The following is a 26,677-nucleotide window of genomic DNA, read 5'->3' on the forward strand; positions in this document are numbered from 1 at the left end:
GTCTGGCCAGGTAGGGCACAGGTTGCGCACAAGTTCAGTAGAGGGTGGCCCGGCGGCGCTTTCGCGCCAACCGAGCGCGTATGCGCCGTTACCCCTTGTTACGTGCCAGCGACATCTACCTAAGGTGACCCTCGGCGCTCCGCAGGTCTGGACCACCCTGCCGTATCGGGCGCTGACTGAACCGGCACACCGGGGGGCGTGGAAGAGGCGTACGTACGTCTTCTTGCTTCCTTTGCTCCTGACCCTGGCCGTTCTGGCGACTCTCGCCGTCCACCCCGATCTGACGATGCGTGATCGCGGCGTTCCCGTGGCGGACTCCTACGACGGGTTCGACGCCAAGGGCGCCGACCAGCTCCGGCAGGATCAGTGCTTGATGGCCGAAGCGCTGCGGATGGGCGGACCGAACATGTTCGCCACCGCTCAGGAGGCGCTCGGGCAGTCACCGGACAAGCTGCGGGTGGCTGCGAATCGCGACTACTGGGAAGGCACCCCACTCAGCAAGGCGTTCGCGAAGGATGAGACGGCGGCCGGCAAGAAGGGCGACGAACTCGACAAGCGGGCGGACGTCTGGGAGGAGCCCCTCGACGGGCTGCCCACACCCGCCGGCTTCACGGAGACCGGCTTCTACTGGGCCCCCGACGGCGAGAAGAGCTTCTTCAACCAGGTCGGCTACCTCTCGTGGATCAGCGAGCAGTTCTGGAAGGACGAAGAGGGCTTCTACGACGACCCGACGCCGAAGGCCGGGAAGACGGAGGCCGCGAAGCTCCGCGAAGTGGGCGGCCCGCTGTACGGGGAGGCCCCGGATTCCTCGCTCCCCACCGACGAGTGGCGGAAGGCATACGCCGAGCACGAGGCGTGGGAGGCCCTCACCAAGGGCTTCCGCCCCCTGTCGGCCGACGACGCTCGGCTGTTCCTGACGACCGGCGGGTTCCCGCGCGTGGCCTCCGAAGAGGGCAGTCTGCCGTTCCGGGTGGCGGTGGAGGACTTGAAGACGCGGTTCGGCGCCTGCGCCTGGCGGGGCCCGTTCGATCCGAGTCGCGTACTGGGCAAGGAGGTCGCCGCCGCGTCGAAGGAGTGGCAGGAGGAGATCGCCTCACAGGCCACCCAGCGTGACGACATCCTGAACGCCAACAAGGAGACGACAGGGGCGCTGTCCACGGGCACCCAGGCGCTCGGCGAGCTGCTGGGCCAGTCCTGGGTGGCCGACCACCTCACCCGTTGGCAGAACTACTGGTCACTGGGAGGCCCGGGGGCGATCGGCGACAGCCCCATGATCGTGTACGTGCACGACGCCCAAGGCAAGTGCCTCGACGTGCAAGGGGGAGGCAGGGCCAACGGCACCCCGGTGCAGTTGTACACGTGCAACGGCTCGTCCGCGCAGAAGTGGCAGATCGACGGGGAGCGCCTGCGGAACGTCAACTCCGGCAAGTGCCTTGACGTCAAGGACGCCAGCACGGCCAATGGCGCGCCCGCACAGATCTGGAGGTGCAACGGCTCGGCGGCACAGAAGTGGCAGTACTCCACGCGCGGGACGAGCACGCTCAAGAACATAGGTACCGGAAACTGCCTCGACCTGCCCAAGTACGAGAACGGGTCCAACGCGCGGCTGTGAAACTGCAGCGGCACCGGGCACCAGAAGTTCGACGTCAAGCCGTCCGGGAACAACGGCACCGACGACCTCGACTACCCGACGAAGCCCCAGTTCGAGCAGGCGAAGAAGGGCGTCGCGGACGCGGAGGAAGAGGGCAGACGCCAGCTGGGCCTGCTCCAGGACCAGTTGGTGATCGCTACCAAGGCCGCTGCCCGTACCGAGGTCGCGAAACGCGAGTCGTACAAGATCGCTGACTCCAAGGGGGCGCCCCGCGGCCGAGGGCTCATCGTCGGTGAGCAGAAAGCGCAGGTGACTCAGGCGTCCCTCGCGGCTTTGCAGGCGATGGTCGCGGCCGGTAAGACCGCCTACCAGGCCACGAAGGCCTCCGCGTCGGACAGCGCCACGATCGCCGACCGGGCCCGCGCCCAAGCGTCTGCATGTCTGGGCCGCCAAGGCCGCCGGCCACGCGGCGGACGCCCGCAAGTCGGCCAAGAACGCGATCTCGTACGCCGCCGAAGCGGCGGAGGCGGCGGCCAAGGCCGCGGCTTCGCTGGCCCGCACGATCGAGTACGGCCAGCAGGCGGCCGAGGACGCCTCGTATGCCTCTCGTCGTCTACGTCGAAGACCAGAACCGCGGGCGCATGGCCGCGACCCATGAAGACCGGAAAGGTACCTTCCTTGCCTTGTGCGAGGCCGCTCCGGAGGGCAGCACTCTGCGGTTCGTGCAGCGTTACGGGGACACGATGCTGAACGAGCTGCAACTGGCCGGGTTCGTGGCGGAGCTGGACCGGCTTCCGGAAGGGGTGAAGAACAGCACGGTGCGGAAGCTGAGGGCGGCGGCCGAGTTCGCGATCGCCTCTCATGGCTACCTGTATTTCGTGGGGGAGGCCGAGGAAGAAGGCCGGTGACCTGGGGTGAACGGCGTCGGGCGGCCGGTGTCAGTGGGGTGGGGCAGTATCGGGAGCATGGCCAAGCCGACGACAGCCGCGCAGCGGCGGATCATCGCGGAGGCGGACCCCGTGACGGGGCGCCTGCGGGGGACGGAGGCGCAGCTCACCGCACTGGTGCGGCTCCAGCTCGCCTTCCGGCACCCCCGCCCGCCGCACGCGTACTTCCTGACGCCCGCGGGGCACCGCGTCCGGGAGGAGCCGGTGGGGGCCGCGCCGGAGGTGGCTCCGGTGGAGGCGCAGGCCGGGGTGTTCACGGCCCGCACCGGCACCGAGCAGGGCCCGCCCGGCGAGGACGGGCCGGAGCGCGCGCGGGAAGTGCGCGGTGCCTGGCTCGGCATCGTCGAGATGCGGCGCATGACGAACCCCGGCGGCGACCGGGACACCCCCTGCGCGTGGGAGCGGGCGCACCAGGTGCGGGCGGTGGCGATAGCCCTGGAGGCGGCGGGCCGCGTCCCGGCAGGGCCCGACCGGGAGGGGTACCGCGTGGTGGACACGGCACAGCCGGACGCGGTGGAGGTGGGGGAGCCCTCGGGGGAGGGCGTCCGGGCCTGCGGCGCGGTGCTTGAGCGGGCGGGCTGGCTGGTCAGCGAGCACGGCGACGCCCGCACGGGCCGCCGGTACGTCTTGGTGTCCCCGCGCCGCGCCTAGCCCTCGCGGGAACGCCCCTCCGCGCTCCGGGGCTGCCGCCCCGCCTTTTCGGCGCTCCGCGCCTCGTCCTCAAACGCCGGACAGGCTGGAAGATCTCCGGTGCGGGCCGCTCCCGGCCGCGGACCGGCAGCCTCGCGGGTCAGCAGCCGCCTGTGGACCCACGGACGGGGCCGGTCCACAGACGGGGTCCGGTCCGCATCCGGTATTCGGTCCGCTGTCGAGATCCGGTCCGCGGTGGCACCATCCAGCCCGTCCGGCGTTTGAGGACGAGCGCGTCAGCGCGATGGGGGTCTGGCCCGTCCGGCGATTGAGGGCGAGCCCGGCGGGCGATGAAGGGCGGGTGGGTGGGGAGAAGCCCGCGCAGCGGAGAGGGCCGGGGGCAGGGGGCCGCGAGGGGCGCTACGCCGAGGGGCGTAGGTTCCACGTGGCCACCACGGGGCGGCCGTGCTCGAAGCTGAGGCGGCTCACCGTGCCCGTGGCCAGCTGGAAGTGGGCGCCCGCCGCCGCCGGAAGGCCCAGTCGGCGGGCGGCCAGGACGCGGAGGAAGTGACCGTGGGCCACCAGGAGCACACTGCCCTCCGTGTTGGCGAGCGCCGCGTCCACCTTGGCGAGCATGCGATCGGCCCGCGCCCCGACCTGCTCGGGGGACTCACCCGGATGCTCCGGCGGCCCCGCGGCCACCCCGTCCGTGAACAGGAACCAGTCGGGCCGCGTCCGGTGGATCTCCACCGTCGTCACGCCCTCGTACGCCCCGTAGTCCCACTCGGCCAGGTCGTCGTCCACGCGCGCCTGCGCGAAGCCGGTCAGCTCCGCGGTCTCCCGCGCCCGCGCGCGGGGGCTGGTGAAGGCCGCGTCGACCCGGTACTTCCCGATCAGCGGCGCGAGCGACCGGGCCTGCTCGCGGCCGTGCTCCGTGAGGGGGATGTCCGTCCAGCTCGTGTGCTGCCCGGACAGGGACCACTCGGTCTCGCCGTGCCGGACCAGGAGGAGATCACCCATGTGCGTTCCGTTCTGCTCGGTTCCGCTCAGTGCGAACCGTCGGGGCGGTGGCCGTATTCCATGATCCGTCCCCCTTCCGGTCGGCCGTCACCTCCGCCGCAGCTCCCGACCGCCGAACGCCCCGGCGCCGTCGGCCCGCTTCCACCACGCCTCCATGCCGCCCTGGTCGAGCGACCGCCACGCGGGGGTCTCCCGCACGAGGGCGCGGCCCAGCTGCCGCCCCAGGTCGACCATGGTGCGGCCCGCGACCGTGCGGTCGGCGTCGTAGGACTCCAGGGCGTCGGGCCAGGTCACGGCCGTGGTGATGGCGGACTCCAGGACGGTGGCGTCCTGGAGGGCCTTCACCGCGCCGGCCCCCGTGTGCGGGCGCGCCACCGTCGCCGCGTCGCCCGCGAGCAGCACCCGGCCCTGGGTGTAGCGCGGCGCGGTGTAGTCGTACATGGGCTGGAGGAACAGCTCGGCCGGTTCGGTGGCGCGCACCACCGACCCCCAGTAGGGCGGAAGCAGCACGTCGGCGACGTACGACAGATGGCCGCGCAGGGTGTCGGTGAGGCCGCCGGGCGGCAGGCTCCGGGGGTCGCCGAAGCCCAGGTCCGCGTCGAGGCCGGACGGCGGCGCGGTGTACAGCACCCAGTTCACGCGGCGCCCGCCCCTCCCGTCGGGGATGCGGTACAGGATCACGTGGCCACCGTCGAACACGGCGTACACGCAGTCCTCGACGCCCCACAGGTCCGGATCGGGCACGCGCTCCTCCGCGTACGCGCCGCGCCACGCCACATAGCCCGCGTACGCGGCCCGCACGCCGGGGAACACCGCCTCGCGCACCACCGAGCGGTAGCCGTCCGCGCCGACCACCACGTCGAACCGCTCCGTGCCGTCGTCGGTCTCCACCACGGCCCCGCCCGGGCAGGCCCGCACCCCGGCGACCGCCGTGGCGGTGCGGAACGTGACCGTCTCGGGCACCCGGCGCCGCAACTCGCCCCACAGCGGGCCCCAGTTGTACGTCCGGAACGGGAACGGCATCACCGCGATCGCGTGCCCGCGCGGGTCCTTCGCCGCGTCGTCGCGCACGTACCAGCGGCGCCGGACGAGCTGCACCCACTGCATGTCCGCGTCCAGATACCCGGCCGACTCCAGCTCCGTGTACCGGGAGTTGTGCACGGCGAGGCCGAGGCCCCGGTCGGCGAGGCGGCCCGCGGCCCGCTCGTAGACGGTGATCTCGTCCGCGCCGCCCCGGTGCGCGGCCAGTGCGGCCGCGCAGCCCGCGACGCTGCCGCCCACCACGGCGACTCTGCCCGAATGCATCATCGCGCCATCCTGGCAGGGCGGGTGACGTCCTGTCATGACCGTCGGTCAGCGCATGGACACACCGCGCCCGGCGAAGAACGGCTCGAACTCCGCGCGCGGGAGCCACGCCGTGCGCGTGGGCGCGTCGATGCCCGACGGGTTGTGGAAGTGCAGGCCCCCGTCCGCCGTGCGCGCCGTGACCAGGACCAGATGCCCGCCGCGGCCCGGCGCCGGGCGCCCCGGGCGGCGGATCTCGCGGTGCGCGGAGGCGATCACCGTGTGCCCGGTGTCGACGAGATCGGCCACCTCGTCGAGCGTGAGGTGGCGGTGCACCGCCGCCTCGATGCCGTGCGCTTCGCGCACGTACTCGACGAACGGCGCGTAGATCAGGCCCTTGATCGTGCCGTCCGCGGGGTCCTCCGTGTACGCGCCGTACTTGAGGGCGCCGTCTCGCAGCTCGAAGAGCGAGGGGGCGCCCTCGCCGAGCGCCATCCGCAGGCAGGTGAGGCCGCACAGATGGCCGCACCAGCGCGCGTAGTCGTCGAGCGTGGCCGCGCCCGAGTCCCGCCAGGCGGGGTCCTCGGCCGCGTCGTGCCCCTCGTACACGATCCTCCCGACCAGACCGGGCGAGGCGAACTGGGTCAGGGAAGGGACCTGGCAGGTGGGGCAGTCGACCACGGGCGTGCTCCTCGTCGCGGTGACGGGCCCGCGGGGACCGCGGGCCTACTGGCGATAGCCGCTCAGGAAGCGGCCGATGCGGCTGATCGCCGCGTCGAGATCGTCAGCGTACGGGAGTGTCAGGATGCGGAAGTGGTCCGGGCGCGGCCAGTTGAAGCCGGTGCCCTGGACGACCTGGATCTTCTCCTGGAGGAGCAGGTCGAGGACGAACTTCTCGTCGTCGTGGATGGCGTGCACCTTGGGGTCCAGGCGCGCGAAGGCGTACAGCGCGCCCTGCGGCTTCACGCAGCTCACCCCGGGGATCTCGTTGAGCTTTTGCCAGGCGCGGTCGCGCTGCTCGTGCAGACGGCCGCCCGGTGCGGTCAGCTCGTGGATGGACTGCCGGCCGCCGAGCGCCGCCTGGATCGCGTACTGCGCCGGCGCGTTGGCGCACAGGCGCATGGAGGCCAGCGTCGTCAGGCCCTCCAGATAGTCCCGCGCGTGCTGCCTGGGGCCCGTCACGACCAGCCAGCCGGAGCGGAAGCCCGCCACCCGGTAGGTCTTGGAGAGCCCGCAGAAGGTGAGGACCACCAGGTCGGGGGCCAGCGCGGCGACGCTGTGGTGCACCGCGTCGTCGTACAGGATCTGGTCGTAGATCTCGTCGGCGAACACCATCAGGCCGTGGCGGCGCGCCAGGTCGAGGATGCCTTCGAGGACCTCGCGCGGGTAGACGGCGCCCGTCGGGTTGTTCGGGTTGATGATCACGACGGCCTTGGTGCGGTCGGTGATCTTCGCGGCCATGTCGTCGAGGTCGGGGTACCAGTCGGCCTGCTCGTCGCACAGGTAGTGCACGGCCTTGCCCCCGGAGAGGGTGGTCACGGCCGTCCACAGCGGGAAGTCGGGGGCCGGGATGAGGACTTCGTCGCCGTCCTCGAGGAGCGCCTGCACGGCCATCGTGACCAGCTCGGACACGCCGTTGCCGAGGAAGACGTCGTCCACGGAGACGTCGTCGATGCCCAGGGCCTGGTACCGCTGCGCCACCGCGCGGCGGGCGGAGAGGACGCCCCGCGAGTCCGTGTAGCCGTGGGCGCTCGGGAGCATCCGGATCATGTCCTGGACGATCTCCTCGGGCGCCTCGAAGCCGAACAGGGCGGGGTTGCCGGTGTTCAGGCGCAGCACGCTGTGGCCCGCCTCCTCCAGGGCGTTGGCGTGCTCGATGACCGGGCCCCGGATCTCGTAACAGACCTCGCTGAGCTTGCTGGACTGCCGGAACTCCATGCGGTGTGCCTCCCGTAGCGTGGGTTCCTTGGTTTTACCAAGTTGGCGCTTGGAAAGTCCAACAGCTTGTCTAGACTGCGACGCATGCCATATCGACCGCGCCGCAGCTACGACCAGTTCTGTGCCGCCGCCCGCGCCCTCGACGCGGTCGGCGATCGCTGGACCCTGCTGATCGTCCGCGAACTGCTCCCCGGTCCGCGCCGCTACACCGATCTCCACGCCGACCTGCCCGGCGTCAGCACCGACGTGCTCGCCTCGCGCCTGAAGGACCTGGAGCAGTCGGGCCTCACCACCCGCCGCAGACTGCCGCCGCCCGCCGCCGCGTACGTGTACGAACTCACCGCGCGCGGCCGGGAGCTGGCGCCGGTCCTGCGCGCCCTCGCGGCCTGGGGGGCGCCCGAACTCGCCGAGCGCCGCCCCACCGACGCGGTGCGCGCCCACTGGTTCGCGCTGCCGCTCCTCGACGCCGTCGCCCTGGAGGCGGGCCTGCTGGAGCTGAGCCTGGAGGAGGGTGCCTTCCACGTCCGGATAGGCGTCGACGGGGCGGTCTCGTACGGCGAAGGACCCGCCCCCGAGGAGCCCGACGCGCGTATGACGCTGGACGCGGGGACGGCCGTCGAGCTGGGGCGAGGCGTGATCAGCGTGGCCGACGGGGTGCGGGGCGGGCGGATCGCGGTGACCGGCGAGGGGCCACTGGCCAAGGCCTTGCGGGAAGGGTGAGGGGTCCAGGGGCCGAGCCCCTGGACCCCTCCGCGCGTGCGGGTCCAGGGGTCGAGCCCCTGGACCCCTCCGCGCGGGCGCCGTGCGCCGCGTGTCCTCAGACGCCGGACGGGCTCGCCGGAGGCCTGCCGTTGCCGCGCGTCAGGGCGTAGCCGCCCACGCCCGCCAGCGCGGCGAGCACACCGCCGACGCCCGTCCAGACCCAGCGGTCCGTCCACCATCCGGAGGACCAGCCGTCCTCGGGCTCGGCGGCGGAGGGCTTGGAGCCCGGCACGAGCGGGTCGCCCAGGTGGCCGTCCACCGCCGCCGAGCCGCCCACGTCCTTCGACGTGGCTTCGACCTCGGCCGTGACCGGCTGGCCGAGCCCTGCCGTGCGCAGGCCGGTCGCCGTCAGGCGCACGTAGTACGTGCCCGGCAGCGGGTCGTTGGCCCACGGCTCCGACCAGGCGCGCACGGTGCGCAGGGTGCAGGCCAGCTCGACGGAGGAGCCCTCGGCCTTGCGCGCCTGCATGCCGTACATGCAGGACTGACGGCGCCTCAGCCCGTCGTACACGTCGATCCGCCACGTGGCGCCGGACGCCCCCGCGGCGGACTCGGGCAGCTTCACGGTCGCCTTGACCGTGGGCCGCTGACCGGAGTCCGCGGGGAAGGACCAGTACAGGTAGTCACCCGACGAGGCGCTCGCCGTCGCCTTGTGGCCCTGCTCGATCTCCGTCGCCGTACGGAAGGACGTGCCCGCGTCCGTACGCTCCTTGCCGTCGTCACCCGAGGCGGCGAACGCCGGGCCCGAGGTGAACAGCGCGCCGAGGCCGAGCAGGCCCGCGACGGCCAACAGACGTGTCCTACGCATCAGTTCGTCCTCCAGACAGCGACGCGCCAGCGCGAGATCCAGCCCCACAGCACACCGCCCACGAAGCCGGTGAGCACCAGGGCGCCGAGCAGCCACCAGCCGCGGCCGAGGCCGAAGGCCGCCACGTCGGACGAGCCGTCGGGCGCGTCCACGACGTCGACGGCCAGTTCGACGGGCAGACCGGGCTTGCCCTTGGCGGCGGCCCCGGCGGCGGGCGAGTAGGAGTGCGACACCTGAAGGCAGACGGTCTCCTTCTCGTCGGCGTCGTCATCGTCGTCGTCCCGCTCCGGCTTCGGATACCGCAGCCCCGTCGAGATCACGTCGGTACGGCCGTCGCCCGCCTCGGAGCCGCGCACGATCTCGCGGTCGTGCTTCGTGACGGCCCGCAGGAGCACGCCGTAGTCGTTGTTCACGGCCCGGTCGGCGCCCACGCTCACCGAGGCGCGCAGCTCCTTGCCCGGCGCCACGTCCACGCGGTACCAGCGGTGCTCGCCGAACCCGGCGCGGTCGGTGTACAGACCCGGCTTCAGCTCCGGCGCGGCCGAGCAGCGGTCGGCGCCCTCGACGGCCACGGGGTTGACGACCGGATCGGCCGCGCGGTCCACCAGCTGGCCCACCCGGTCGGTGAGTTCGTCGGTGTGCCGGATGGAGGTGTACGTGCCGCCGGTGGCCTCGGCGATGCAGCTCAGCTGCGCGCGCATCTTGGTGTTCGGGACCAGGCCCAGGGTGTCGACGGTCAGGTTGATGCCCTTGGCCGCGATCTCCCGCGCCACCTCGCACGGGTCGAGGGGCTGGCAGGTGTCCTCGCCGTCGCTGATGAGGACGATGCGGCGCGAGCCCTCGCCGCCCTTCAGGTCGTCCGCGGCCTTCAGGAGGGCCGGGCCGATCGGGGTCCAGCCGGTGGGCGAGAGGGTGGCCACCGCGGTCTTGGCGTCCCTGCGGTCCAGCGGTCCCACCGGGTAGAGCTGCTCGGTGTCCTTGCAGCCGGTCTTGCGGTCGTCGCCGTGGTAGTTGGCGCCGAGGGTGCGGATGCCCAGCTCGACGTCCTCGGGGGTGGCGTCGAGCACCTCGTTGAAGGCCTGCTTCGCCGCGGCCATCCGGCTCTTGCCGTCGATGTCGCGGGCCCGCATCGAGCCGCTCACGTCGAGGACCAGCTCGACCTTGGGCTTCGCCCCGCCCTCGCTGTCCTCCGGTTCGTCGGCCGCGTGGGCGACGGTGGGCGCGATGCCCATGCTCAGGGCCGCGAACAGGGCACAGAGCCCCGCCGCGAGCCGTTTTGTGGTGATCATCAGCGGATCCTATGGATCAAGGTCCGTCCGCTCCAAAAAACCAGTTGAGGGCGCCGGTTAGGGTGGCGGGTGTGCTGCGAGAAGTGACGGCTGTCCGATATCTGGAACCCCTGCGGGCCGGTGGCTCCGTGCCCGGCGTCGTCGAGGCCGACGACCTCGGGACCTACGTCCTGAAGTTCACCGGCTCCGCCCAGGGCCGCAAGGCGCTGGTCGCCGAGATCGTCGTCGGGGAGCTGGCCCGCCGCCTCGGCCTGCGCGTGCCCGAACTCGTCCTCGCCCACTTCGACCCGGCCGTCGCCGCGCACGAGCCGCACCAGGAGGTCCAGGACCTGCTGCACCGCAGCGCGGGCCTCAACCTGGGCATGGACTATCTGCCCGGGGCGCACGACTTCGCCCCGGACACCGACCTCGACGTCGACCCGCTGGAAGCGGGCAGGGTCGTCTGGCTCGACGCCCTCACCGCGAACGTCGACCGCACCGTGCACAGCTCGAACCTCATGGTCTGGCCCACCTTCGGCACCCGGCCGCCGCGCCTGTGGCTCATCGACCACGGCGCCGCGCTCGTCTTCCACCACCGCTGGGACGCCGCGTCGGCCCTCGCCACCGCCGAGAAGGCCTACGACTTCCGCCAGCACGCGCTCGGCCGCTACGGCCCCGACACGCGCGCGGCCGACGCGGAACTCGCGCCGCGGGTGACGGAGGAGCTGCTGCGGTCCATCACCGCGGACGTCCCCGACGCCTGGCTCACCGGCGAGCCGGGCTTCGCCTCCCCCGACGAGCTGCGCGAGGCCTACGTCACCCACCTCACGGCCCGCGCCCGCGCCTCCGCCGCCTGGCTCCCCACCGACTTCCCCTCCCGCGCCCAGCTCGCCGCCGAGGACGCGCGGCGCGCCCGGGCCACCGAGGCGGGCCGCCCCGCCTGGCTGAAGAAGGTCCCCAACCTGCACGGCCAACCCGACCCGCGCCCCGCGAAGAGGTACCCATGAGCCACCGCGTAGAGATCGAGTACTGCACCCAGTGCCGCTGGCTGCCCCGCGCGGCCTGGCTCGCCCAGGAACTCCTGACCACCTTCGAGACCGACCTGACCGACCTCGCCCTGAAGCCGGGCACGGGCGGAATCTTCGTCGTACGCGTCGACGGCGAGCCGGTGTGGGACCGTAAGCAACAGGGCTTCCCGGAGCCGACGGCGGTCAAGCGCCTGGTACGCGACCGCGTGGCCCCGGGCCGGAGCCTGGGCCACTCGGAGAAGTAGCGGGCGGCCGCGTCGGGCGAGGGGGAGGGGGAGGGGGAGCGAGCATGCGGTCGCCGCCCCGCAGGACCCCGCTGGACGTACAGGCGCTGCTCATCGGCGTGGTTCTCGGTTTCGGCACGAATCTGGTGACGGCCGACCCCGCCGGGTGGTGGGGCCCGCTGCCGCTCATCGAGCGGTACGCGGCCCTCTGGCTGCCGCTCGGGATCGGCGCGGTGGTCGGATGGGAGTACCTACGGCGTCGAGCGGAGCGGCGCCGCGTGCCCTGGACCCGGCCGGACAGCCCCTACCCGGGACTTGAGGCCTACGGAGCGGACCGGGCCGAGGTGTTCTTCGGGCGCGAGGCGGAGACGGCCGAGATCGTGGGCCGCGTCACCGCGGGCCGTGAGGCCGCGGAGCGCTGGCTCACCGTCGTCGGCCCCTCCGGGAGCGGCAAGTCGTCCCTCATCGCCGCCGGAGCGCTGCCCCGCCTGCGCGGGCACCACACGGTGCTCGGACCGATGCGCCCTGGCTCCGCGCCCTTCCTCGCGCTCGCCCACGCGCTGGTCGCGGGTTCCCCCGCGGACGGCCCGGCCGCGGCCCAGCGACTCGCCGCCACCCTGCGCGCGGAAGCGGTGGCCCTCGAGGCCGAGCCGGACCGGGGCCACCCCACCGCGCTGGCCGCCGCCCTCCTGTCGGCCCAGCGGCACCGGGCCCGCACGGTCCTGGCCGTGGACCAGCTGGAGGACGTCTTCCAGCTGGTGCCGGAGGACGAGTGCGCCCTCTTCCTCTGTCTGCTGCGGGCGGCCCTGCGCACCCAGCCCCAGTTCCACGTCCTGGCCGCGCTGCCGACCGAGAGCGTGCGGGAGGCGGCCACAGGACCGCATGCGGACCTCTTCCGTGCCCGGATCCTCGTCCCCCCTCTCGGTCCGGCACAGATCCGCGCGGTGATCACCGGCCCGGCGAGGGCCGCAGGAGTGCCCGTCGACGCGGAAGCGGTGGAACTCATCACCGCCGAGGCGACTGCGGGCAACACCCTGCCCCTGCTCGGCCAGCTGCTGCGCGACCTCTACGAATCGGCGGCTGACAGCACCGGCATCGACCTCGAACTCCTGGCGCAAAGAGGCCCGTTGGCCGAAGCCATCGGACGCCACGCCGAAGTCGCGTACGCGCGGATCGCGCAAGTGCACGCGGCCCGGACGATCGACAGGCTCCTGATCAAGTTCGTCTCCTGGGACGAACGCGGCTGTAGGCGGCGGTTCGTGGCCGTGGGCGACCTCGACGGTCCGCAGCGGGACATCGTGGCGGCGCTGCGCGGGGCCCGCCTGCTGGCCGAGACCGACACCGGTGAGGCCTTCGACCTCGTCCACGACGCCGTGCTGCGGCACTGGCCGCGCCTGCGCGACCTCATCGCCCGCCACGAGGAGACGCTGCGCCTCCTCACGGACGTCGAGCGCAGGGCGGCCGCCTGGCGGGCCCAGGGCAGGACCGTGGACGACCTGCTGCGGGGCCGGGGCCTCGCCAGGGCGGTGGACATGGCCGCCGAGCACAGTGTGTCCCCGACCGTGCGGGACCTGATCGCGGCCTCGCTCAGGCAGGCGGAGCGGGAGTCCGGCGAGCGGGCCGACGCCCTCGCCGCCTCGGCCCAACAGGTGTACGCCGCGGGGGAGGAGCCGGGCCTCGCCCTCGCCCTGGCCGCGGCCGCCGTGCGCGAGTTCAGCGCCACCCCGACCTCCGCCCTGACGCTCTGGGCCGTCGTGCGGCCTCCCGACACCGAGCAGCTCGCCTTCGGCCACGCGGGGAAGGTCCTCGCGCTCGGCTGGGACCGGGAGTCCGGTGCGCTGCGGACCATCGGCGAGGACGGCCGGATCGTCACGTGGACGCCCGACGGGGGCCTGGTGGGCCAGGAGGCGGCGGGGCTGGGGGAGTTGGACAAGGCGGGCCTCGGCGACGGCGACGCCTACTGGGTGGCGGCCCGGCCGCCGGGCCCCCTGGAGGTCCGCAGGTTCGGCGACCCCCGCGCCGCCACGAGGACGGACACCTACGGGCCGAACGCGGTGGCGGTGTCGCGGGACGGCGCGTGGGCCGCGGCCGCCTTCTCCGGATCCGGCGTCAGCATCGTGGAACTCACCGCCGCGGAGAGCGGCCGGATCGCCCCCTGGACCCTGGACGCCCAGGGGGCCACCGGCCTGAAGTGGTCGCCGGACGCGACGCACCTGGCGGTCGTCGCGTACGACGAACTGCGGGTGGTGCGCATTGAGGACGCCCAGACCCTCTGGACGTACGCGCCGCCCGGCGCGGTCAGGTTGCTCCCGGAAGCGTGCGTCGACTGGTCCCCGGACGGCGGGCGCCTCGCGGTGGGGGCGCGGGGTGCCGTCGGCATCCGGTCGGCCGGGGACGGTTCGGTCCTCGTGGAACGGGAGTCGGACCGGGCCGTGTCGGCGCTCTCCTGGTCACCCGACGGCCGGTTCCTCGCGATCGCGGAGGGGGAGACGGAGGCCGACGCCCGCGTCGTGGTGTGCGACGCGTCCCTGACGGAGACCGCGGCGGCCGGCCTGAACGGCCGCGCCGACGCGGTCGTATGGAACGGCGACAGCACGCGCCTGGCCTGGCGTTCGGCCTTCGGCGAGGTGACGATCTGGGAGCGGGGCTCGGGGCGGCGGCACGTCCTGGCGACCGGAAGGCTGATCGCCGCCTCGTGGAGCGGTGACCGGGTGGCCACCCTCTCGTCCGGGTCCGGGGCGGTGCGCGTCATCAGGACCGGGGAATCGCCGCTGCCCGTACGGGTCCTGACGGCGGAGGATCCCCGTCCGGCCAGGGTCGCGTGGAGGCCCGACGACGACGCCCTCGCCGTCTCGTTCAAGGACCGGGTGGAGATCTGGGACACGGCGGGCGCGACCCGCACCGTCCTGCTCCGGCCCGCGTCGAACGTGCCCGCGGTCTGCGCGTGGGCCCCGGTGGGCACCGCCCTCGCGACCCTTGGCCGTGACTTCTGGCAGCGCGAGCCCGATCGCGTCGAGGTGTGGGACCCCGCGACGGGCACGCGCGTCGCCCTCATGGACAGCGGCGACGCCGGGCTGTGCCCCGCCTTGGCGTGGCGCCCGGACGGGGCCGCCCTCGCCGGGGTGACGAAGGCCGGGCACCTGGCGGTCTGGGCCCCGCGCACGGGCGAGCGGACGGCCACCCACGCCACGTCGAGCGGCCCGGTGGCGGCGCTGTGCTGGTCACCCGACGGCCGGGCGGTCGCCCTGCTCGGCCAGGACTGCCGGATCGGCGTGTACGAAGCGGGCTCGGGGCGTGAACTCGTGCGCACCGTAAGGGGAGGCGACGGCAGCGCGCGCCTGGCGTGGTCGCCCGACGGCCGCTACCTGGCGACCACCGGGATCCGCCGCATCCGGTTCTGGCTCGCCGCCACGGGGGAGTGTCTCGCGGTGGCCCGGGTGGACGGCGTCACGGCACTCGACGCCCGCTGGCTCGACAGCCGGCGCTTCGAGGTGACGAGCGAGCACCACGTCCGGTCCGTGTGGACCCTGCCCGAACGCGCCGACGCGGCCGCGTGCGCGTCCCTCCTGGACACCGCGGGCGACGGTCCGCGCGCCCTGACCGCTGAGGAACGCAAGCGCTTCGGGCTGCCCGTGGACGAGGGCCGATGACAGCGCCCCGGCGCCGAACGGCACCGGGGCGGTAGCTACGTACGGCTGGTTCAGCGCAGTCGCTCGTACGCCGGCAAGGTCAGGAAGTCCGCGTAGTCCGCGTCCAGGGACACCTGGAGGAGGAGGTCGTGGGCCTCCTGCCACTTGCCCGCCGCGAAGGCGTCCTCGCCGAGGTCGGCGCGGATCGCGGCCAGTTCGGCGGCGGCGACCTCGCGGGCGAGGTCCGCCGTGGCGGGCTTGCCGTTCTCGAAGACGACGCCCGCGTTGATCCACTGCCAGATCTGGGAGCGGGAGATCTCGGCGGTCGCCGCGTCCTCCATGAGGTGGAAGATGGCGACCGCGCCGAGGCCGCGCAGCCAGGCCTCGATGTAGCGGATGCCGACCTGCACGGCGTTGACCAGGCCGTCGTAGGTGGGCTTGGCGTCGAGGGAGTCGATGGCGATCAGGTCACCGGCGGCCACGGAGACGTCCTCGCGGAGGCGGTCCTTCTGGTTCGGCTTGTCGCCGAGGACCTTGTCGAAGGACTCCATGGCGATCGGGACGAGGTCGGGGTGGGCGACCCAGGAACCGTCGAAGCCGTCGCCCGCCTCGCGGTCCTTGTCGGCGCGGACCTTCTCGAAGGCGACCTTGTTGACCTCGGCGTCCTTGCGGGACGGGATGAAGGCCGCCATGCCGCCGATGGCGTGCGCGCCGCGCTTGTGGCAGGTGCGCACGAGCAGTTCGGTGTAGGCGCGCATGAACGGGGCCGTCATCGTGACCGCGTTGCGGTCCGGCAGGACGAACTTCTGGCCGCCGTCACGGAAGTTCTTGACGATGGAGAAGAGGTAGTCCCAGCGGCCCGCGTTCAGGCCGGAGGCGTGGTCACGCAGTTCGTAGAGGATCTCCTCCATCTCGTACGCGGCCGTGATGGTCTCGATGAGGACGGTGGCGCGGACGGTGCCCTGCGGCAGGCCGACGTAGTCCTGCGCGAAGACGAAGATCTCGTTCCAGAGGCGCGCCTCCAGGTGCGACTCCGTCTTCGGCAGGTAGAAGTACGGGCCCTTGCCGAGGTCCACCAGGCGCCGGGCGTTGTGGAAGAAGTACAGGCCGAAGTCGACGAGGGCGCCGGGGACGGGTGTGCCGTGCTCGTCCGTCAGATGCCGCTCGTCCAGGTGCCAGCCGCGCGGGCGGGTCACGACGGTGGCGAGTGAGTCCGCGTCCTTCAGGGCGTACGACTTGCCGGTGCGCTCGTCGGTGAAGTCGATGCGGCGCTCATACGCGTCGATGAGGTTGAGCTGGCCGAGGATCACGTTCTCCCAGGTGGGAGCGGAGGCGTCCTCGAAGTCCGCGAGCCAGACCTTCGCACCCGAGTTCAGCGCGTTGATGGTCATCTTGCGGTCGGTGGGGCCGGTGATCTCCACCCGGCGGTCGTCGAGCGCGGCCGGTGCGGGCGCCACCGTCCAGGAGTCGTCCGCGCGCACGGCGGCGGTCTCCGGCAGGAAGTCGAGGGACGACGTGCGGGCGATCTCGGCGCGGCGCTCGGCGCGGCGGGCGAGGAGTTCGTCACGGCGCGGCGTGAACCGCCGGTGCAGCTCGGCCACGAAGGCGAGCGCCGCGTCGGTCAGGACCTCTTCCTGCCGGGGCAGGGGCTCGGCGTCGACGATGGCCAGCGGGGACGGCGCTGGTGCGGACATGAGCTGTCACTTCCTTCAGCGAGCGTGCTTCACGGGCGGCGCGGCGGTGGCGGCGGAACGACCGTCGGCCCGGTCGCGCGGCACTGCGTGCCACGGCGCCGGGGAACGGCCGCGGGCGCCGTCCACCGGGTCAGGCGCTTCTGAACAGTGGATACTAGTTTCCTCATGGTGGAAGTTCAATGGACTGTTGACGTCGAGATTCTCTTCGTCGACAGAACGCGGCGCAGAGTGCCACCGCCGTCACTCCCAGTGGACCAGGGCTCCGGCGGGGCGGCCAGGGGGCGCCCGCGCCCCGTCCGTCACTCAAGGCGCTCCAGGTCCGATGGCGAGTCGATGTCGTACGGCTCCGCCACGTCCCCGCACTCCACGAGCGTGAGCGCCGCCGCGTGCTCCTTGAGGTAGGCGCGGGCCCCCTGGTCACCCGTCGCGGCCGGCGCGATGCCGTCCCAGTGGTCCGCGCCGAACAGCACCGGATGGCCGCGCTCGCCGTCGTACGCGGCGGCCGCCAGGTCGGCCGGGGAGCGGTGCGTGGCAAGGAGCCGGGCCACCGCCGCCGCGCCGACGCCCGGCTGGTCCACGAGCGTGACGAGCGCGGCCCGCGCGCCGGTGCCCCGCAGCGACGCCAGGCCCGCGCGCAGCGAACTCCCCATCCCCTCGCGCCAGTCCGGGTTGTCGACGAGCACGCACCCCGGGAGCGCCGCCCGCTCCCGTACGACGTCGGCGGTGGCCCCGAGCACGATGTGCACGCGGGTGCAGCCGCCCTCGCGCAGGGCCCGCGCGGCGCGCTCCACGAACAGCTCCCCGCGGTGTTCGAGCAGCGCCTTCGGGCAGCCGCCCAGGCGCCGCCCGCCGCCCGCGGCGAGCAGCAGCCCGGTGACCTCGGCGGCGGGGGCGGACGGGGCGGGTGACAGTGATTCGGTCATGACCCTTGCTTACCGCATGGCTTCTGGGGACCCTGTTCCGGCCGGGGCGTGGCCGAAAGGTGCGGCTGCCGCACGACGACGTGCGAGGGGGAGAGCTGTGTTGCGGAGCATGGGGCAGAGAGCGGCGACGGGCGGCTACGAGGATCCGCGGGTGACGGAGCTGCGGGCCGCGGTGTCCCGCCTGCGGCGTGAACTCGCCGCCTACCCCGGGGAGTTCCCCGACCGTGGCATCGCCGAGGACGAGCTGGCGGCCCTCGCCGCGATGGCCGCGGCGGGGGCGCCCGACCTCCGCCGGCTGCGGCGCTCCCTCTTATTGGTCGCGGGCTCGATCGGCTCGGTCAGCGCCCTGACGGGGGCGCTGGGCGGGGTGCGGGTGGCGGTGGAACGGTTCCGCGAGCCCTGGGCCTGAGCCCTCGCGGGGCGGCGAGCCGTGCGCCTGAGCCCTCGCGTCCCGCGCGCCCTGGATCAGGGGCCGCACCCCCGCCCTCCGCTCACGCCGCGTGCCCGCCGTCCACCGAGACCTCCGCCCCCGTGACGTACGCCGCCTCGTCCCCGACGAGGTACGCCACCAGCGAGGCCACCTCGGCAGGGCTCCCGTAGCGGCCCAGGGCGGTGGCCGCGACCTGGCCCGCGGCGTAGGGGCCGTCCGCCGGGTTCATGTCGGTGTCGATGGGCCCGGGGTGCACCACGTTCGCCGTGACGCCCCGCTCGCCCAGCTCCCGAGCCAACGCCTTGGTGAGTCCGATGAGCGCCGCCTTGCTGGTGGCGTACAGCGTCCCGCCGGGACCCGGCACCAGCTTGGCCATGCAGCTGCCGATGGTCACGATGCGCCCGCCGCGCGGCAGTCGCGCGGCCGCCGCCTGGGAGGCGAGGAACGCCGCGCGGACGTTGACGGACAGCACGCGGTCGACGTCGGCGAGGCTGAGGGCCTCCAGCGGGGCGATGACGCCGGCGCCCGCGTTGTTGACCAGGATGTCGAGGCCCCCGAGGTCGTCCGCGGCCCGCTCGACGGCGCCCGCGGCGTCCCCCGCGTCGGCCGCGTCGGCCCGGATCGCGAAGCCGCGCCGCCCGGCCGACTCGACCTTGGCGACGACCTCGCGGGCCGCGTCCTCGCCCTGCACATAGGTGATCGCGACATCGGCGCCCTCCTGGGCCAGACGCAGGGCGATCGCCGCGCCGATGCCCCGGCTGCCGCCGGTGACCAGGGCCTTCTTGCCGATGAGTGAAGACATGTCAGTAACCGCGCTTTCGTGTTCGTCCGTGGTGGCCGCCGGTGGCGGCCCCCGCTCACGTCCTCCATCAAAGGCGCGGCCGCGCCCCGGAGCTGGCGGTAATCGGACGCCGAGGCGCGGGACGGCGGAGCGCCCGCAGAGCGATGAGTTCCGGGCGGTACGAGGGTCGAAAGAGGTGACGGGCGCGGACGGCGCCCGGCAGGGACCGCGGGGCGCGGACGGCGCCCGGCGGGAACTGCGCCTCGACACGGAAGGCGGTCACCATGAAGATCACGCTCACGCAGTTCCAGACCCTCGACGGCGTCATCCAGGCCCCGGGCGGCCCCGACGAGGACACCAGCGACGGCTTCACGCACGGCGGCTGGTCCGTGCCGTACGGGGACGAGGACTTCGGCGGCTTCGTCGCCGAGGTGTTCGCCCGGGCGGACGCCTTCCTCCTGGGCAGGCGCACGTACGAGATCTTCGCGGGGTACTGGCCCAAGATGACCGACCCCGCCGACCCGATCGCGTCACGGCTCAACTCGCTTCCCAAGTACGTGGCGAGCCGGACGCTCACCGGCGCCGACTGGACGGGCACCGAGATCATCGGTCGTGGGGACCTGGTGCGGGACGTCGGCGCGCTCAAGGAGCGGCCCGGCCGCGAACTCCAGCTGCACGGCAGCGCGGGCCTCGCGCGGAGCCTGCTGGCGCACGACCTGATCGACACGCTGCACCTGCTCACGTTCCCGGTGGCCCTCGGCACCGGCAGGCGCCTGTTCGCCGAGGGCGGCCTGCCGACGGCGTTCCGGCACACCGGATGCCGTACGACGTCCAAGGGGGTCGTGATCAACTCCTACGACCGCGAAGGCCGTCCGGAGTACGGGAGTTACTAGTCCACCGAGCGGGCGAGGCCGCCCATATCGGGCGGCCGGTCCCGGTTAACTCCAGGGAAATTCCTCGGACTTACGGCCCATTGTCATTGACACATCAACCTCTACGCGCGTCACACTGGGCCCATGCGAATCCCCCCACGGATCACCCGTCTCGTCAGTGTCTCCGCCCTCACCGCCGCGTTCCTCGTCGGCGGCTCCGTCACCGGCGTCGCGCACGCCGCTCCGCAGCCGGCTCCGGCCGTCGCGGGCCCGGCCGGCTTCTCCGTCGCCGCGGTCGGCGACATCTGTTACTCGGCCCTGCCCGCGCAGGCGCACGACACGCTCGACCTGATAGCGAAGAACGGGCCGTTCCCGTATCCGCAGGACGGCACCGTCTTCCAGAACAGGGAGGGCGTCCTGCCCGAGCAGGGCACCGGCTACTACCACGAGTACACCGTCAAGACCCCGGGCTCCTCCCACCGCGGCGCCCGCCGCATCGTCACCGGCGAGCGGAACCAGGAGGACTACTACACCGCCGACCACTACCGGTCGTTCGCCCTGGTCGACCGCGGCTGCTGAGCCGCGCCCAGGGGGCTCAACGCGCCTTCTCGCCACTCTCCGCCGCCGCGAAAAGAGCGACGGCGAGCACGACGAGCACGATGCTCAGATACAGCTCGTAGCCGTCGGCGAAGCCCAGGTGCTGGATCACGCCCCAGCCGCGCGCCCAGCCGGTGAACTCGTGCACCAGGCCCGCGGCCCCCTGGACCAGGAGCACGAACCCGATCCCTTCGAGAAGTTGTTTCATGACAGGTGATCCTCGTTCCGCGGACCGCGCACGCGCATCGGCCGCGGGGCGGGGCCCGCCTCGCCGTGCGGCCGCCTCCAGAGGCGCCCGGGTGCGTCCAAAGTCGCGTACGCCGTGACTTTCGTCGACGATCACCGCTGGTGGGCGGGGTTCCCGCCGCGAGGTGCGTAGATTTGTCGATTGTGAACGACAGCACTTCCACCCGGCCGGCCGTCGACGGGGGACGGCCGGCCGGCGTGGACCGCCGGACCGGTACGGACCACGCAGGAGGGACCGGGCCCGTGGTGCGCGGCACCTGGTTCCTGCCCTCGGCCGTCGCCGCCGAGCTGGACCCGGACCGGCGGGACGGCGGGGGCAGGCGCGTGCGGCGCACCCTGCGGGACTGGGTCGTCGACTTCTGCTTCTTCCTCGTCGCCGTGGCCATCGGCCTCGTCGGCGCGGACGGCGTCGCCAAGAACCCGGCGGTCTCCGAGAACATGGTCGTGCTCGACCAGCTGATCGGCGCCGCGGCCTGCGCCGCCGTCTGGCTGCGCAGGCGCTGGCCGGTCGGCCTCGCCGTGGCGATGCTGCTCGCCGGCTTCGTCTCCGACTCCGCGGGCGGGACCACGCTCGTGGCCTACTTCACGCTCGCCGTGCACCGGCCGTTCAAGTACAGCGCGTTGATCGGCGGCCTCTCGGTGGCCTCCATCCCGGTGTTCTACTGGCTGCGGCCCGACAGCGACATGCCGTACCTGGTGTCGGTCGTGCTGATCACGATGGTCATCCTCATCGTCTTCGCCTGGGGCATGCTCGTGCGCTCCCGGCGCCAGCTCCTGATCGCCCTGCGCGACCGGGCCCGGCGCGCCGAGAACGAGGCCGCGCTCCGCGCCGAGCAGGCCCAGCGCCTGGCCCGCGAGGCCATCGCACGCGAGATGCACGACGTCCTCGCCCACCGTCTGACGCTGCTCAGCGTGCACGCGGGCGCCCTGGAGTTCCGGCCCGACGCGCCCCAGGCGGAGATCGCCCGCGCGGCCGGGGTCATCCGGGAGAGCGCGCACGAGGCGCTCCAGGACCTGCGCCAGGTCATCGGCGTGCTGCGCGGCGGCGAGGCGGACGCCTCCTCCGGGCGGCCCCAGCCCACCCTCGCGGCCCTGGACACGCTCGTCGCCGAGTCCCGCGACGCGGGCATGAAGGTGGCGCTCGACCTGCGCGTCGCCGACCCCGAGGCCGTGCCCGCCGCGATCGGCCGCACCGCGTACCGCATCGCCCAGGAAGCCCTGACCAACGCCCGCAAACACGCGCCGGGCGCCGAGGTCACCGTCACCGTCGCGGGCACGCGCGACGAGGGCCTGACCGTGACCGTCCGCAATCCGGCGCCCCCCGGCGACGTACCCCCCGTGCCCGGCTCAGGCCAGGGGCTCATCGGGCTCACCGAACGGGCCTCGCTCGCGGGCGGGCGGCTCGCCCACGGCACCCGGCGGGGCGGCGGCTTCGCCGTGGAGGCATGGCTGCCGTGGGGATGAGCCGGACCGCCCGGCTCCGCCCCTGACTCCCCACCCCCCCCGGGCCTGGTGAGGGGGCGTGATCACCGGTGCGCCCGCCCCGGATACGATCGGCCGCTGCACACGAGCAAAGGGCCGCGAGCACGGGCTCTTACCGGAGAGGTGAAGGCTGTGACGGGGGAGAGCGCGCCGGACGACACCGGCCGCCCACAAGAGGGCAAACGGTTCATACGCATACGGCAACGCCTCGGGGCCCGGCGCGCCGCGCTCGCCGCCGGCACCGTGGTGGTACTGCTCGCGGCGGGAGCCGGTACCTGGGCCACGGACACCTGGCCCTTCGACGGCCGCGCACGCTACTGCTGGGGCGCCTGGGAGGAGGGCAGCGGCCCCGCCGTCCTCGGCGACGAGGCCTTCGACGGGGACGACGCCCACAGCCGCACGGCGGCGGAGACCGCGCCCACCAGGGCCCGGCCGCAGGGGCGGTGCGTGCTCGCCGTGCGCTCCGAACACACCTTCAGCGACGGCGACAAGGGCGTCCAGGACACCCGCGTGACGGTGACGTACGGACCGGCACCCGAGAAGACCGCCGCCCGCCTGGAGTGGATCAACACCTTCGTGGGCGGCCGCGCGATGCCGCTGCCCGAAGGGCTGCCCGGCGCCGTCGACGGCAGCCGCGGCCTGCTGGTCCTGCCCAAGGGCTGCGACACCCGCGACGGGCGGCCTACCGCCGTCACCCTCCGGGCCGAGGAGAAGGGGCCGGACGACGTCGTCGGCGGCACGGACCTCGGCGGCGCCGACGCGGCCGTCGAACTCCTCCTCGCCGCGGCCGACCGGGGCATGCGCGCCGCGGGCTGCGCCCCCGCGAAGCCGTTGCGCGTCACCTCGCCCCTGCTCAGGCTCCCGGAGAAGGACGACACCAGCCCGTCGTACGCCGTCTGCCGCATCCCCGGCCTCGACGTCCGCTCCGGCCTCGGCAAGGAAGCGGCCCTGCGGGTCGTCACCCAGGCCGGCGCGGTCACCCGGGACCGGCAGGCCTGCTCCGCGTGGATCGGCCGCTCCGCGCGGCTCGGCGTGCGCGAGGACACCCGGATCTTCGACGCCCTGATGATCCGCGAGCCACGGCTCGGCGCGCTGCTCGACGGCGTGATGGGGAGCGAGCCGCCCGCGCCGGGCTGGCGCGGCACCGGCGTCCTCGCCGACGGCCACCAGGTCGTACGCGCCCGGTGCGCGGGGCGCCCCACGGCGTTCCTGATGCTCGGCTCGCCGGCGCGCGAGACCAAGGGCTACTTCACGACGTTCACCGACGCGGTGACGCGGCGCCTGGGGTGCGCGCCCCTCGCGCCGAAGGCGGCACGGGCTGCCGGCGGGTCCGCTGCCGAGGGGACCGCTGCCGACGGGTCCGCTGCCGAGGGGTCCGCTGCCCAGGGGGAGAACCGATGAGCGAGCACAGCACGACGGCCACGGGGGACGCCCGCGAAGGCCGGGGCGACGTGGCGGCCGCCGTCGCCACGACCGGGCCGCGCCGCCCCTGGTGGCACTGGCGGCAGCTCACCCGCGGCCGCCTGCGGCCCGCGCTCGCCGCCGCCATCGCCGGGGCGCTCCTCGGCGGTACGGGCGTGGCCTGGCAGGCCCAGGCGGGGCCGTTCGCCGAGGAACGGGCCTGCTGGGGCGCGCTCGACGAGGACGACGTGGCCGGCCTGTTCCACGGCAAGCGGGACGTCGAGGCCTCCGAAGTGCCCGTCACCACCAGCAGGATCGGCTCCGAGGGGCCCTCCGGCCTGTGCCGCCTCACGTCCCCGCGCGGCGCCCGCGTCACCGCCCGGCTGCACCAGCTCGACGTCCGCTTCGGCGGCGCGGGCGACAAGTGGGCCGACGAATACCTGTCCGCGCGCATGACTCCCCTCGGCGGCGGACTGCTCGGCATGGTGTCCGACACGCGCGCGTGGCTCGCGGTCCCCGAGGGCTGCGTCGGCCGGCAGCGCGAGGACGACGGCCCGCTCGTCGCCGACATGGAGACCGGCTGGACGGTGTACGACAACGAGGTCGACACCGACGAACGGGCCCGGCTCGCGAGCACCGTGGTCAAGCTCGTCAACGACTACATGGCGGACCAGGGCTGCACCCGCGCCCTCGCCGACCCGGCCGAACGGCTCGGCGCCCCCGCACGGTTCACCGACGAGAAGCGCGACGCGATCTGCGGCATCAAGGGCCTGCGCACGCACGACGGGAAGGACGCGGACCACTACCGCCGCCCCCTGGTCACCGTGGGCGACGCCCCCGTGCGCACCTGCGACCGCGACGTCCTCTTCGGCCACCCCTCGCTGCGCCTGATGACGGTCGCCGACCCGCGACTCGCCGTGCTGTACAAGAACCTCTCGTACGACGGCGGGCAACGGCGCATCACGGCCGAGGGCGACACCCGCAGGCGCCCCCGGGGCTACGGCTTCCTCCGCGACGACATGGCCCTCTACCAAGCCTCGTGCCAGAGCGGCGACGTGACCTTCCTGATCCGGGCCGACGACGGGGAGCGCGCCGCCGACATCCGGGCGCTCATGCCCCGCTACGTGGCGGCGGAGGCCGACCGCGTGGGCTGCGGCCCCCTGCGCCTGAGGCTGCCCCGGTGACCGCGTCCCGGCCCCGTCCGGGGCTCGTTACGGTAGGGCGCATGAAACCGATCAGGCTCCTGCTCGTCGACGACGACCCGCTGGTCCGTGCCGGCCTCTCGTTCATGCTCGGCGGCGCCGACGACATCGAGATCGTGGGCGAGGCGGGGGACGGCAGCGAGGTCGCCGCGCTGGTCGGCGAAGTGCGCCCCGACGTCGTCCTCATGGACATCCGGATGCCCACGATGGACGGCCTCGCCGCCACCGAGGCCCTGCGCAAGCGCCCGGACGCCCCCGAGGTCATCGTCCTCACCACGTTCCACGCCGACGAGCAGGTGCTGCGGGCGCTCCGCGCGGGGGCCGCCGGGTTCGTCCTCAAGGACACCGCGCCCGCCGAGATCGTCGCGGCCGTACGGGCCGTGGCCGCGGGGGAGCCCGTGCTCTCGCCCTCGGTGACGCAGCAGCTCATCTCCCAGGTGACCGGGGGCGGGCCGCAGCTCGACCGGAAGCAGCGCGCCCTCGCCCGCCTCGGCGCGCTCGGGGAGCGCGAGCGGGAGGTCGCCGTGGCGGTGGGCCGGGGCGCCTCCAACGCGGACATCGCGGCGGAGCTGTTCCTGAGCGTGGCCACGGTCAAGGCGCACGTCTCGCGCGTCCTGACGAAGCTGGACCTCAACAACCGCGTGCAGATCGCCCTCCTTGTCCATGACGCGGACCTCCTGGACGGCTCCTGACCCTCAGCTCCCCTCCGGCGGTCGAGGACGGGTGCGCAACACGAGGAACGCCGGAACCCCGGGCGCGGCCACCCCTGTTCGGGAAAGGGCAGGCCCGGGGTGTGCTCCCCTCGGGTCAGCCCAGTTCGCGGTGGCGGGTCCTGAGGGCCGTGGACCCGGTCTCGGTGAGGCGGCCGAAGAGGCGGAGGCGGGAGATGCCGCCGTCGGGGAAGATGTCCACGCGCGCGTGGGTGCCGACGGCGGTCTCGGGCAGCACGAAGCGGTGGTTCGTGTCGGGCTGGAGCCGGGTGCGCGGAAGCACCTCCACCCAGTCGCCGCCCTCACCGTCACGGACGGACACGGAGGCCCATCCCGCCGAGTTCCCCTTCAGATACGCGGTGTCGATCTCCAGGGCCCGCACGGAGGCCTGCGCCACGAGCCGGTAGCGGATCCAGTCGTGCCCCTGGTCGCGCCGCCGCCGCGTCTCCCACCCGTCGTCCATCTTGCGTGAACGCCCGGGCTGGATGGTGTTGGTGGCGGGGGAGTAGAAGCGGTCGGACGCGTCCTCCACCTGGCCGCCGTTCTCCAGGGCGACGACGTCGAAGGTGCCGAGCGCGGCCAGCCAGTCGGGGTCGGCGACGACTTCGCCGTACACGCGCAGGCGGGCGATGCCCCCGTCGGGGTGCTGGTTGACCCGCAGGTGGGTGAAGCGCCGCGGCACGTCCACGGCGAAGCCGTTCGCCGCGTGGCCCCCGACGGGCGTACGGGGGACGAGTACGGTCCACTTCACGTCGTCGGCGAGGAGTTCCCCGGGCGTCGGCGAGCCCTCGACGGCCGTGCCCTCGACGGAAACGGCCTGCGGGTAGTTGCCCCGGAAGTGCGCGGTGTCGACGACGACGCCGTGGATCACGCCGGGCGCGCCGAGCCGGACGAGGGCCCAGTCGTGGTCGTCCGCGGTGGGCCAGGGCTGCTCGGCGGACACACCCCGGCGGCGGCGGGTCTCCCAGCCGTCCATGACCTTGCCCTTGTGGCCGAAGTGCTCGGGGTCGAACTCGGCGGCACCCGGCAGGAGCAGGTTCTCGCGCATCGCGAAGAACTCGTCGTTGGCGGCGATGACTCCGGCGCCGAGCTGCCGGTCGGCGAGGTTGGCGTACTGGGTGAAGGGGAAGTCGGCGGTGCGGTAGTCGGCGTAGGGCTCGCCGCCGCCGTAGGGGCTGGCGTCGCCGGTGAAGCTCGGTATCGCCGTCAC

Annotated in this window: 25 protein-coding genes; 14 read left to right on the forward strand and 11 right to left on the reverse strand. The window is 73.6% G+C overall.

The features are described from left to right. The first annotated feature begins 223 nt into the window (after nucleotides 1-223). The 3 genes from AC07GB_RS08055 to AC07GB_RS08065 all read left to right on the forward strand — a co-directional run bounded on the left by AC07GB_RS08055 (nucleotide 224) and on the right by AC07GB_RS08065 (nucleotide 3,189). On the forward strand, nucleotides 224-1,612 hold the full coding sequence (locus tag AC07GB_RS08055; RefSeq protein WP_478842725.1) for an RICIN domain-containing protein: 1,389 nt from the start codon (nucleotides 224-226) through the stop codon (nucleotides 1,610-1,612). 578 nt (nucleotides 1,613-2,190) lie between these two features. Then, the gene (locus AC07GB_RS08060) at nucleotides 2,191-2,499 is read left to right on the forward strand and encodes a hypothetical protein (protein WP_478842727.1); all 309 of its coding nucleotides are present in this window, start codon (nucleotides 2,191-2,193) and stop codon (nucleotides 2,497-2,499) included. A gap of 57 nt (nucleotides 2,500-2,556) precedes the next feature. After that, nucleotides 2,557-3,189 carry a hypothetical protein gene (locus AC07GB_RS08065; RefSeq protein ID WP_478842729.1) on the forward strand — a complete coding sequence of 211 codons (633 nt, stop codon included), beginning with the start codon at nucleotides 2,557-2,559 and terminating at the stop codon, nucleotides 3,187-3,189. 399 nt (nucleotides 3,190-3,588) lie between these two features. Here AC07GB_RS08065 and AC07GB_RS08070 read toward each other — a convergent pair whose 3' ends face one another. From AC07GB_RS08070 to AC07GB_RS08085, 4 genes are all read right to left on the reverse strand, one after another. Then, nucleotides 3,589-4,188 (reverse strand): histidine phosphatase family protein, encoded by a 600-nt coding sequence (locus AC07GB_RS08070; RefSeq protein ID WP_478842731.1) that lies wholly within the window; start codon nucleotides 4,186-4,188, stop codon nucleotides 3,589-3,591. A gap of 87 nt (nucleotides 4,189-4,275) precedes the next feature. After that, nucleotides 4,276-5,493 carry an FAD-dependent monooxygenase gene (locus AC07GB_RS08075; protein WP_478842733.1) on the reverse strand — a complete coding sequence of 406 codons (1,218 nt, stop codon included), beginning with the start codon at nucleotides 5,491-5,493 and terminating at the stop codon, nucleotides 4,276-4,278. Nucleotides 5,494-5,541: 48 nt separating this feature from the next. Further along, complete coding sequence (locus AC07GB_RS08080) at nucleotides 5,542-6,153, reverse strand: C39 family peptidase (RefSeq protein ID WP_478842735.1); 612 nt, start codon at nucleotides 6,151-6,153, stop codon at nucleotides 5,542-5,544. Between the two features lie 45 nt (nucleotides 6,154-6,198). Next, the gene (locus tag AC07GB_RS08085; RefSeq protein ID WP_478842737.1) at nucleotides 6,199-7,410 is read right to left on the reverse strand and encodes a pyridoxal phosphate-dependent aminotransferase; all 1,212 of its coding nucleotides are present in this window, start codon (nucleotides 7,408-7,410) and stop codon (nucleotides 6,199-6,201) included. An 84-nt stretch (nucleotides 7,411-7,494) separates the two neighbouring features. Between AC07GB_RS08085 and AC07GB_RS08090 the strand changes: the two genes are divergently transcribed. Then, nucleotides 7,495-8,130 (forward strand): winged helix-turn-helix transcriptional regulator, encoded by a 636-nt coding sequence (locus AC07GB_RS08090; RefSeq protein ID WP_478842739.1) that lies wholly within the window; start codon nucleotides 7,495-7,497, stop codon nucleotides 8,128-8,130. 97 nt (nucleotides 8,131-8,227) lie between these two features. On the opposite strand, the gene AC07GB_RS08095 is transcribed toward AC07GB_RS08090, so the two are convergent. Beyond that, entirely contained in the window at nucleotides 8,228-8,980 is a 753-nt protein-coding gene (locus AC07GB_RS08095; RefSeq protein ID WP_478842741.1) for a hypothetical protein, read from the reverse strand. After that, nucleotides 8,980-10,269 carry a VWA domain-containing protein gene (locus AC07GB_RS08100; protein ID WP_478842743.1) on the reverse strand — a complete coding sequence of 430 codons (1,290 nt, stop codon included), beginning with the start codon at nucleotides 10,267-10,269 and terminating at the stop codon, nucleotides 8,980-8,982. The genes AC07GB_RS08095 and AC07GB_RS08100 overlap by 1 nt, the downstream gene beginning before the upstream one ends. Before the next feature lie 71 nt (nucleotides 10,270-10,340). Between AC07GB_RS08100 and AC07GB_RS08105 the strand changes: the two genes are divergently transcribed. The 3 genes from AC07GB_RS08105 to AC07GB_RS08115 are packed head-to-tail and all read left to right on the forward strand — an operon-like array spanning nucleotide 10,341 to nucleotide 15,150. After that, the gene (locus tag AC07GB_RS08105) at nucleotides 10,341-11,255 is read left to right on the forward strand and encodes a HipA family kinase (RefSeq protein ID WP_478842745.1); all 915 of its coding nucleotides are present in this window, start codon (nucleotides 10,341-10,343) and stop codon (nucleotides 11,253-11,255) included. Then, a complete protein-coding gene (locus AC07GB_RS08110; protein ID WP_478842747.1) occupies nucleotides 11,252-11,521 on the forward strand; it encodes an Rdx family protein in 270 nt (89 codons plus the stop codon). Before AC07GB_RS08105 ends, AC07GB_RS08110 begins: the two co-directional genes overlap by 4 nt. Before the next feature lie 44 nt (nucleotides 11,522-11,565). Next, a complete protein-coding gene (locus AC07GB_RS08115; protein ID WP_478842749.1) occupies nucleotides 11,566-15,150 on the forward strand; it encodes an nSTAND1 domain-containing NTPase in 3,585 nt (1,194 codons plus the stop codon). 50 nt (nucleotides 15,151-15,200) lie between these two features. On the opposite strand, the gene aceB is transcribed toward AC07GB_RS08115, so the two are convergent. Beyond that, a complete protein-coding gene (gene aceB, locus AC07GB_RS08120) occupies nucleotides 15,201-16,823 on the reverse strand; it encodes a malate synthase A (RefSeq protein ID WP_478842751.1) in 1,623 nt (540 codons plus the stop codon). A gap of 299 nt (nucleotides 16,824-17,122) precedes the next feature. Continuing rightward, nucleotides 17,123-17,746: a nucleotidyltransferase family protein gene (locus tag AC07GB_RS08125; protein WP_478842753.1), complete on the reverse strand. Its 624-nt coding sequence runs from the start codon at nucleotides 17,744-17,746 to the stop codon at nucleotides 17,123-17,125. A 97-nt stretch (nucleotides 17,747-17,843) separates the two neighbouring features. Here AC07GB_RS08125 and AC07GB_RS08130 point away from each other — a divergent pair, with 97 nt between their 5' ends. Continuing rightward, nucleotides 17,844-18,155 (forward strand): DUF5955 family protein, encoded by a 312-nt coding sequence (locus tag AC07GB_RS08130; protein WP_478842755.1) that lies wholly within the window; start codon nucleotides 17,844-17,846, stop codon nucleotides 18,153-18,155. An 82-nt stretch (nucleotides 18,156-18,237) separates the two neighbouring features. Here AC07GB_RS08130 and AC07GB_RS08135 read toward each other — a convergent pair whose 3' ends face one another. Further along, complete coding sequence (locus AC07GB_RS08135) at nucleotides 18,238-18,978, reverse strand: SDR family oxidoreductase (protein ID WP_478842757.1); 741 nt, start codon at nucleotides 18,976-18,978, stop codon at nucleotides 18,238-18,240. A gap of 263 nt (nucleotides 18,979-19,241) precedes the next feature. Here AC07GB_RS08135 and AC07GB_RS08140 point away from each other — a divergent pair, with 263 nt between their 5' ends. Next, the gene (locus AC07GB_RS08140; RefSeq protein ID WP_478842759.1) at nucleotides 19,242-19,850 is read left to right on the forward strand and encodes a dihydrofolate reductase family protein; all 609 of its coding nucleotides are present in this window, start codon (nucleotides 19,242-19,244) and stop codon (nucleotides 19,848-19,850) included. A 123-nt stretch (nucleotides 19,851-19,973) separates the two neighbouring features. Further along, the gene (locus tag AC07GB_RS08145; protein WP_478842761.1) at nucleotides 19,974-20,408 is read left to right on the forward strand and encodes a ribonuclease; all 435 of its coding nucleotides are present in this window, start codon (nucleotides 19,974-19,976) and stop codon (nucleotides 20,406-20,408) included. A 16-nt stretch (nucleotides 20,409-20,424) separates the two neighbouring features. Here the strand turns inward: AC07GB_RS08145 and AC07GB_RS08150 are convergent, their stop codons facing one another. Then, entirely contained in the window at nucleotides 20,425-20,634 is a 210-nt protein-coding gene (locus AC07GB_RS08150) for a hypothetical protein (RefSeq protein ID WP_478842763.1), read from the reverse strand. 236 nt (nucleotides 20,635-20,870) lie between these two features. Here AC07GB_RS08150 and AC07GB_RS08155 point away from each other — a divergent pair, with 236 nt between their 5' ends. The 4 genes from AC07GB_RS08155 to AC07GB_RS08170 all read left to right on the forward strand — a co-directional run bounded on the left by AC07GB_RS08155 (nucleotide 20,871) and on the right by AC07GB_RS08170 (nucleotide 25,449). Beyond that, a complete protein-coding gene (locus tag AC07GB_RS08155; RefSeq protein WP_478843280.1) occupies nucleotides 20,871-22,136 on the forward strand; it encodes a sensor histidine kinase in 1,266 nt (421 codons plus the stop codon). A gap of 150 nt (nucleotides 22,137-22,286) precedes the next feature. Beyond that, nucleotides 22,287-23,555, forward strand: coding sequence for a hypothetical protein (locus AC07GB_RS08160; RefSeq protein WP_478842765.1), 1,269 nt, complete (start codon nucleotides 22,287-22,289; stop codon nucleotides 23,553-23,555). Next, entirely contained in the window at nucleotides 23,552-24,739 is a 1,188-nt protein-coding gene (locus tag AC07GB_RS08165; RefSeq protein ID WP_478842767.1) for a hypothetical protein, read from the forward strand. The genes AC07GB_RS08160 and AC07GB_RS08165 overlap by 4 nt, the downstream gene beginning before the upstream one ends. 41 nt (nucleotides 24,740-24,780) lie before the next feature. Further along, nucleotides 24,781-25,449 carry a response regulator gene (locus AC07GB_RS08170; RefSeq protein WP_478842769.1) on the forward strand — a complete coding sequence of 223 codons (669 nt, stop codon included), beginning with the start codon at nucleotides 24,781-24,783 and terminating at the stop codon, nucleotides 25,447-25,449. Between the two features lie 115 nt (nucleotides 25,450-25,564). Here AC07GB_RS08170 and alc read toward each other — a convergent pair whose 3' ends face one another. Continuing rightward, complete coding sequence (alc, locus tag AC07GB_RS08175) at nucleotides 25,565-26,677, reverse strand: allantoicase (protein ID WP_478842771.1); 1,113 nt, start codon at nucleotides 26,675-26,677, stop codon at nucleotides 25,565-25,567.

The sequence above is a fragment of the Streptomyces sp. NPDC045778 genome, assembly GCF_056431945.1.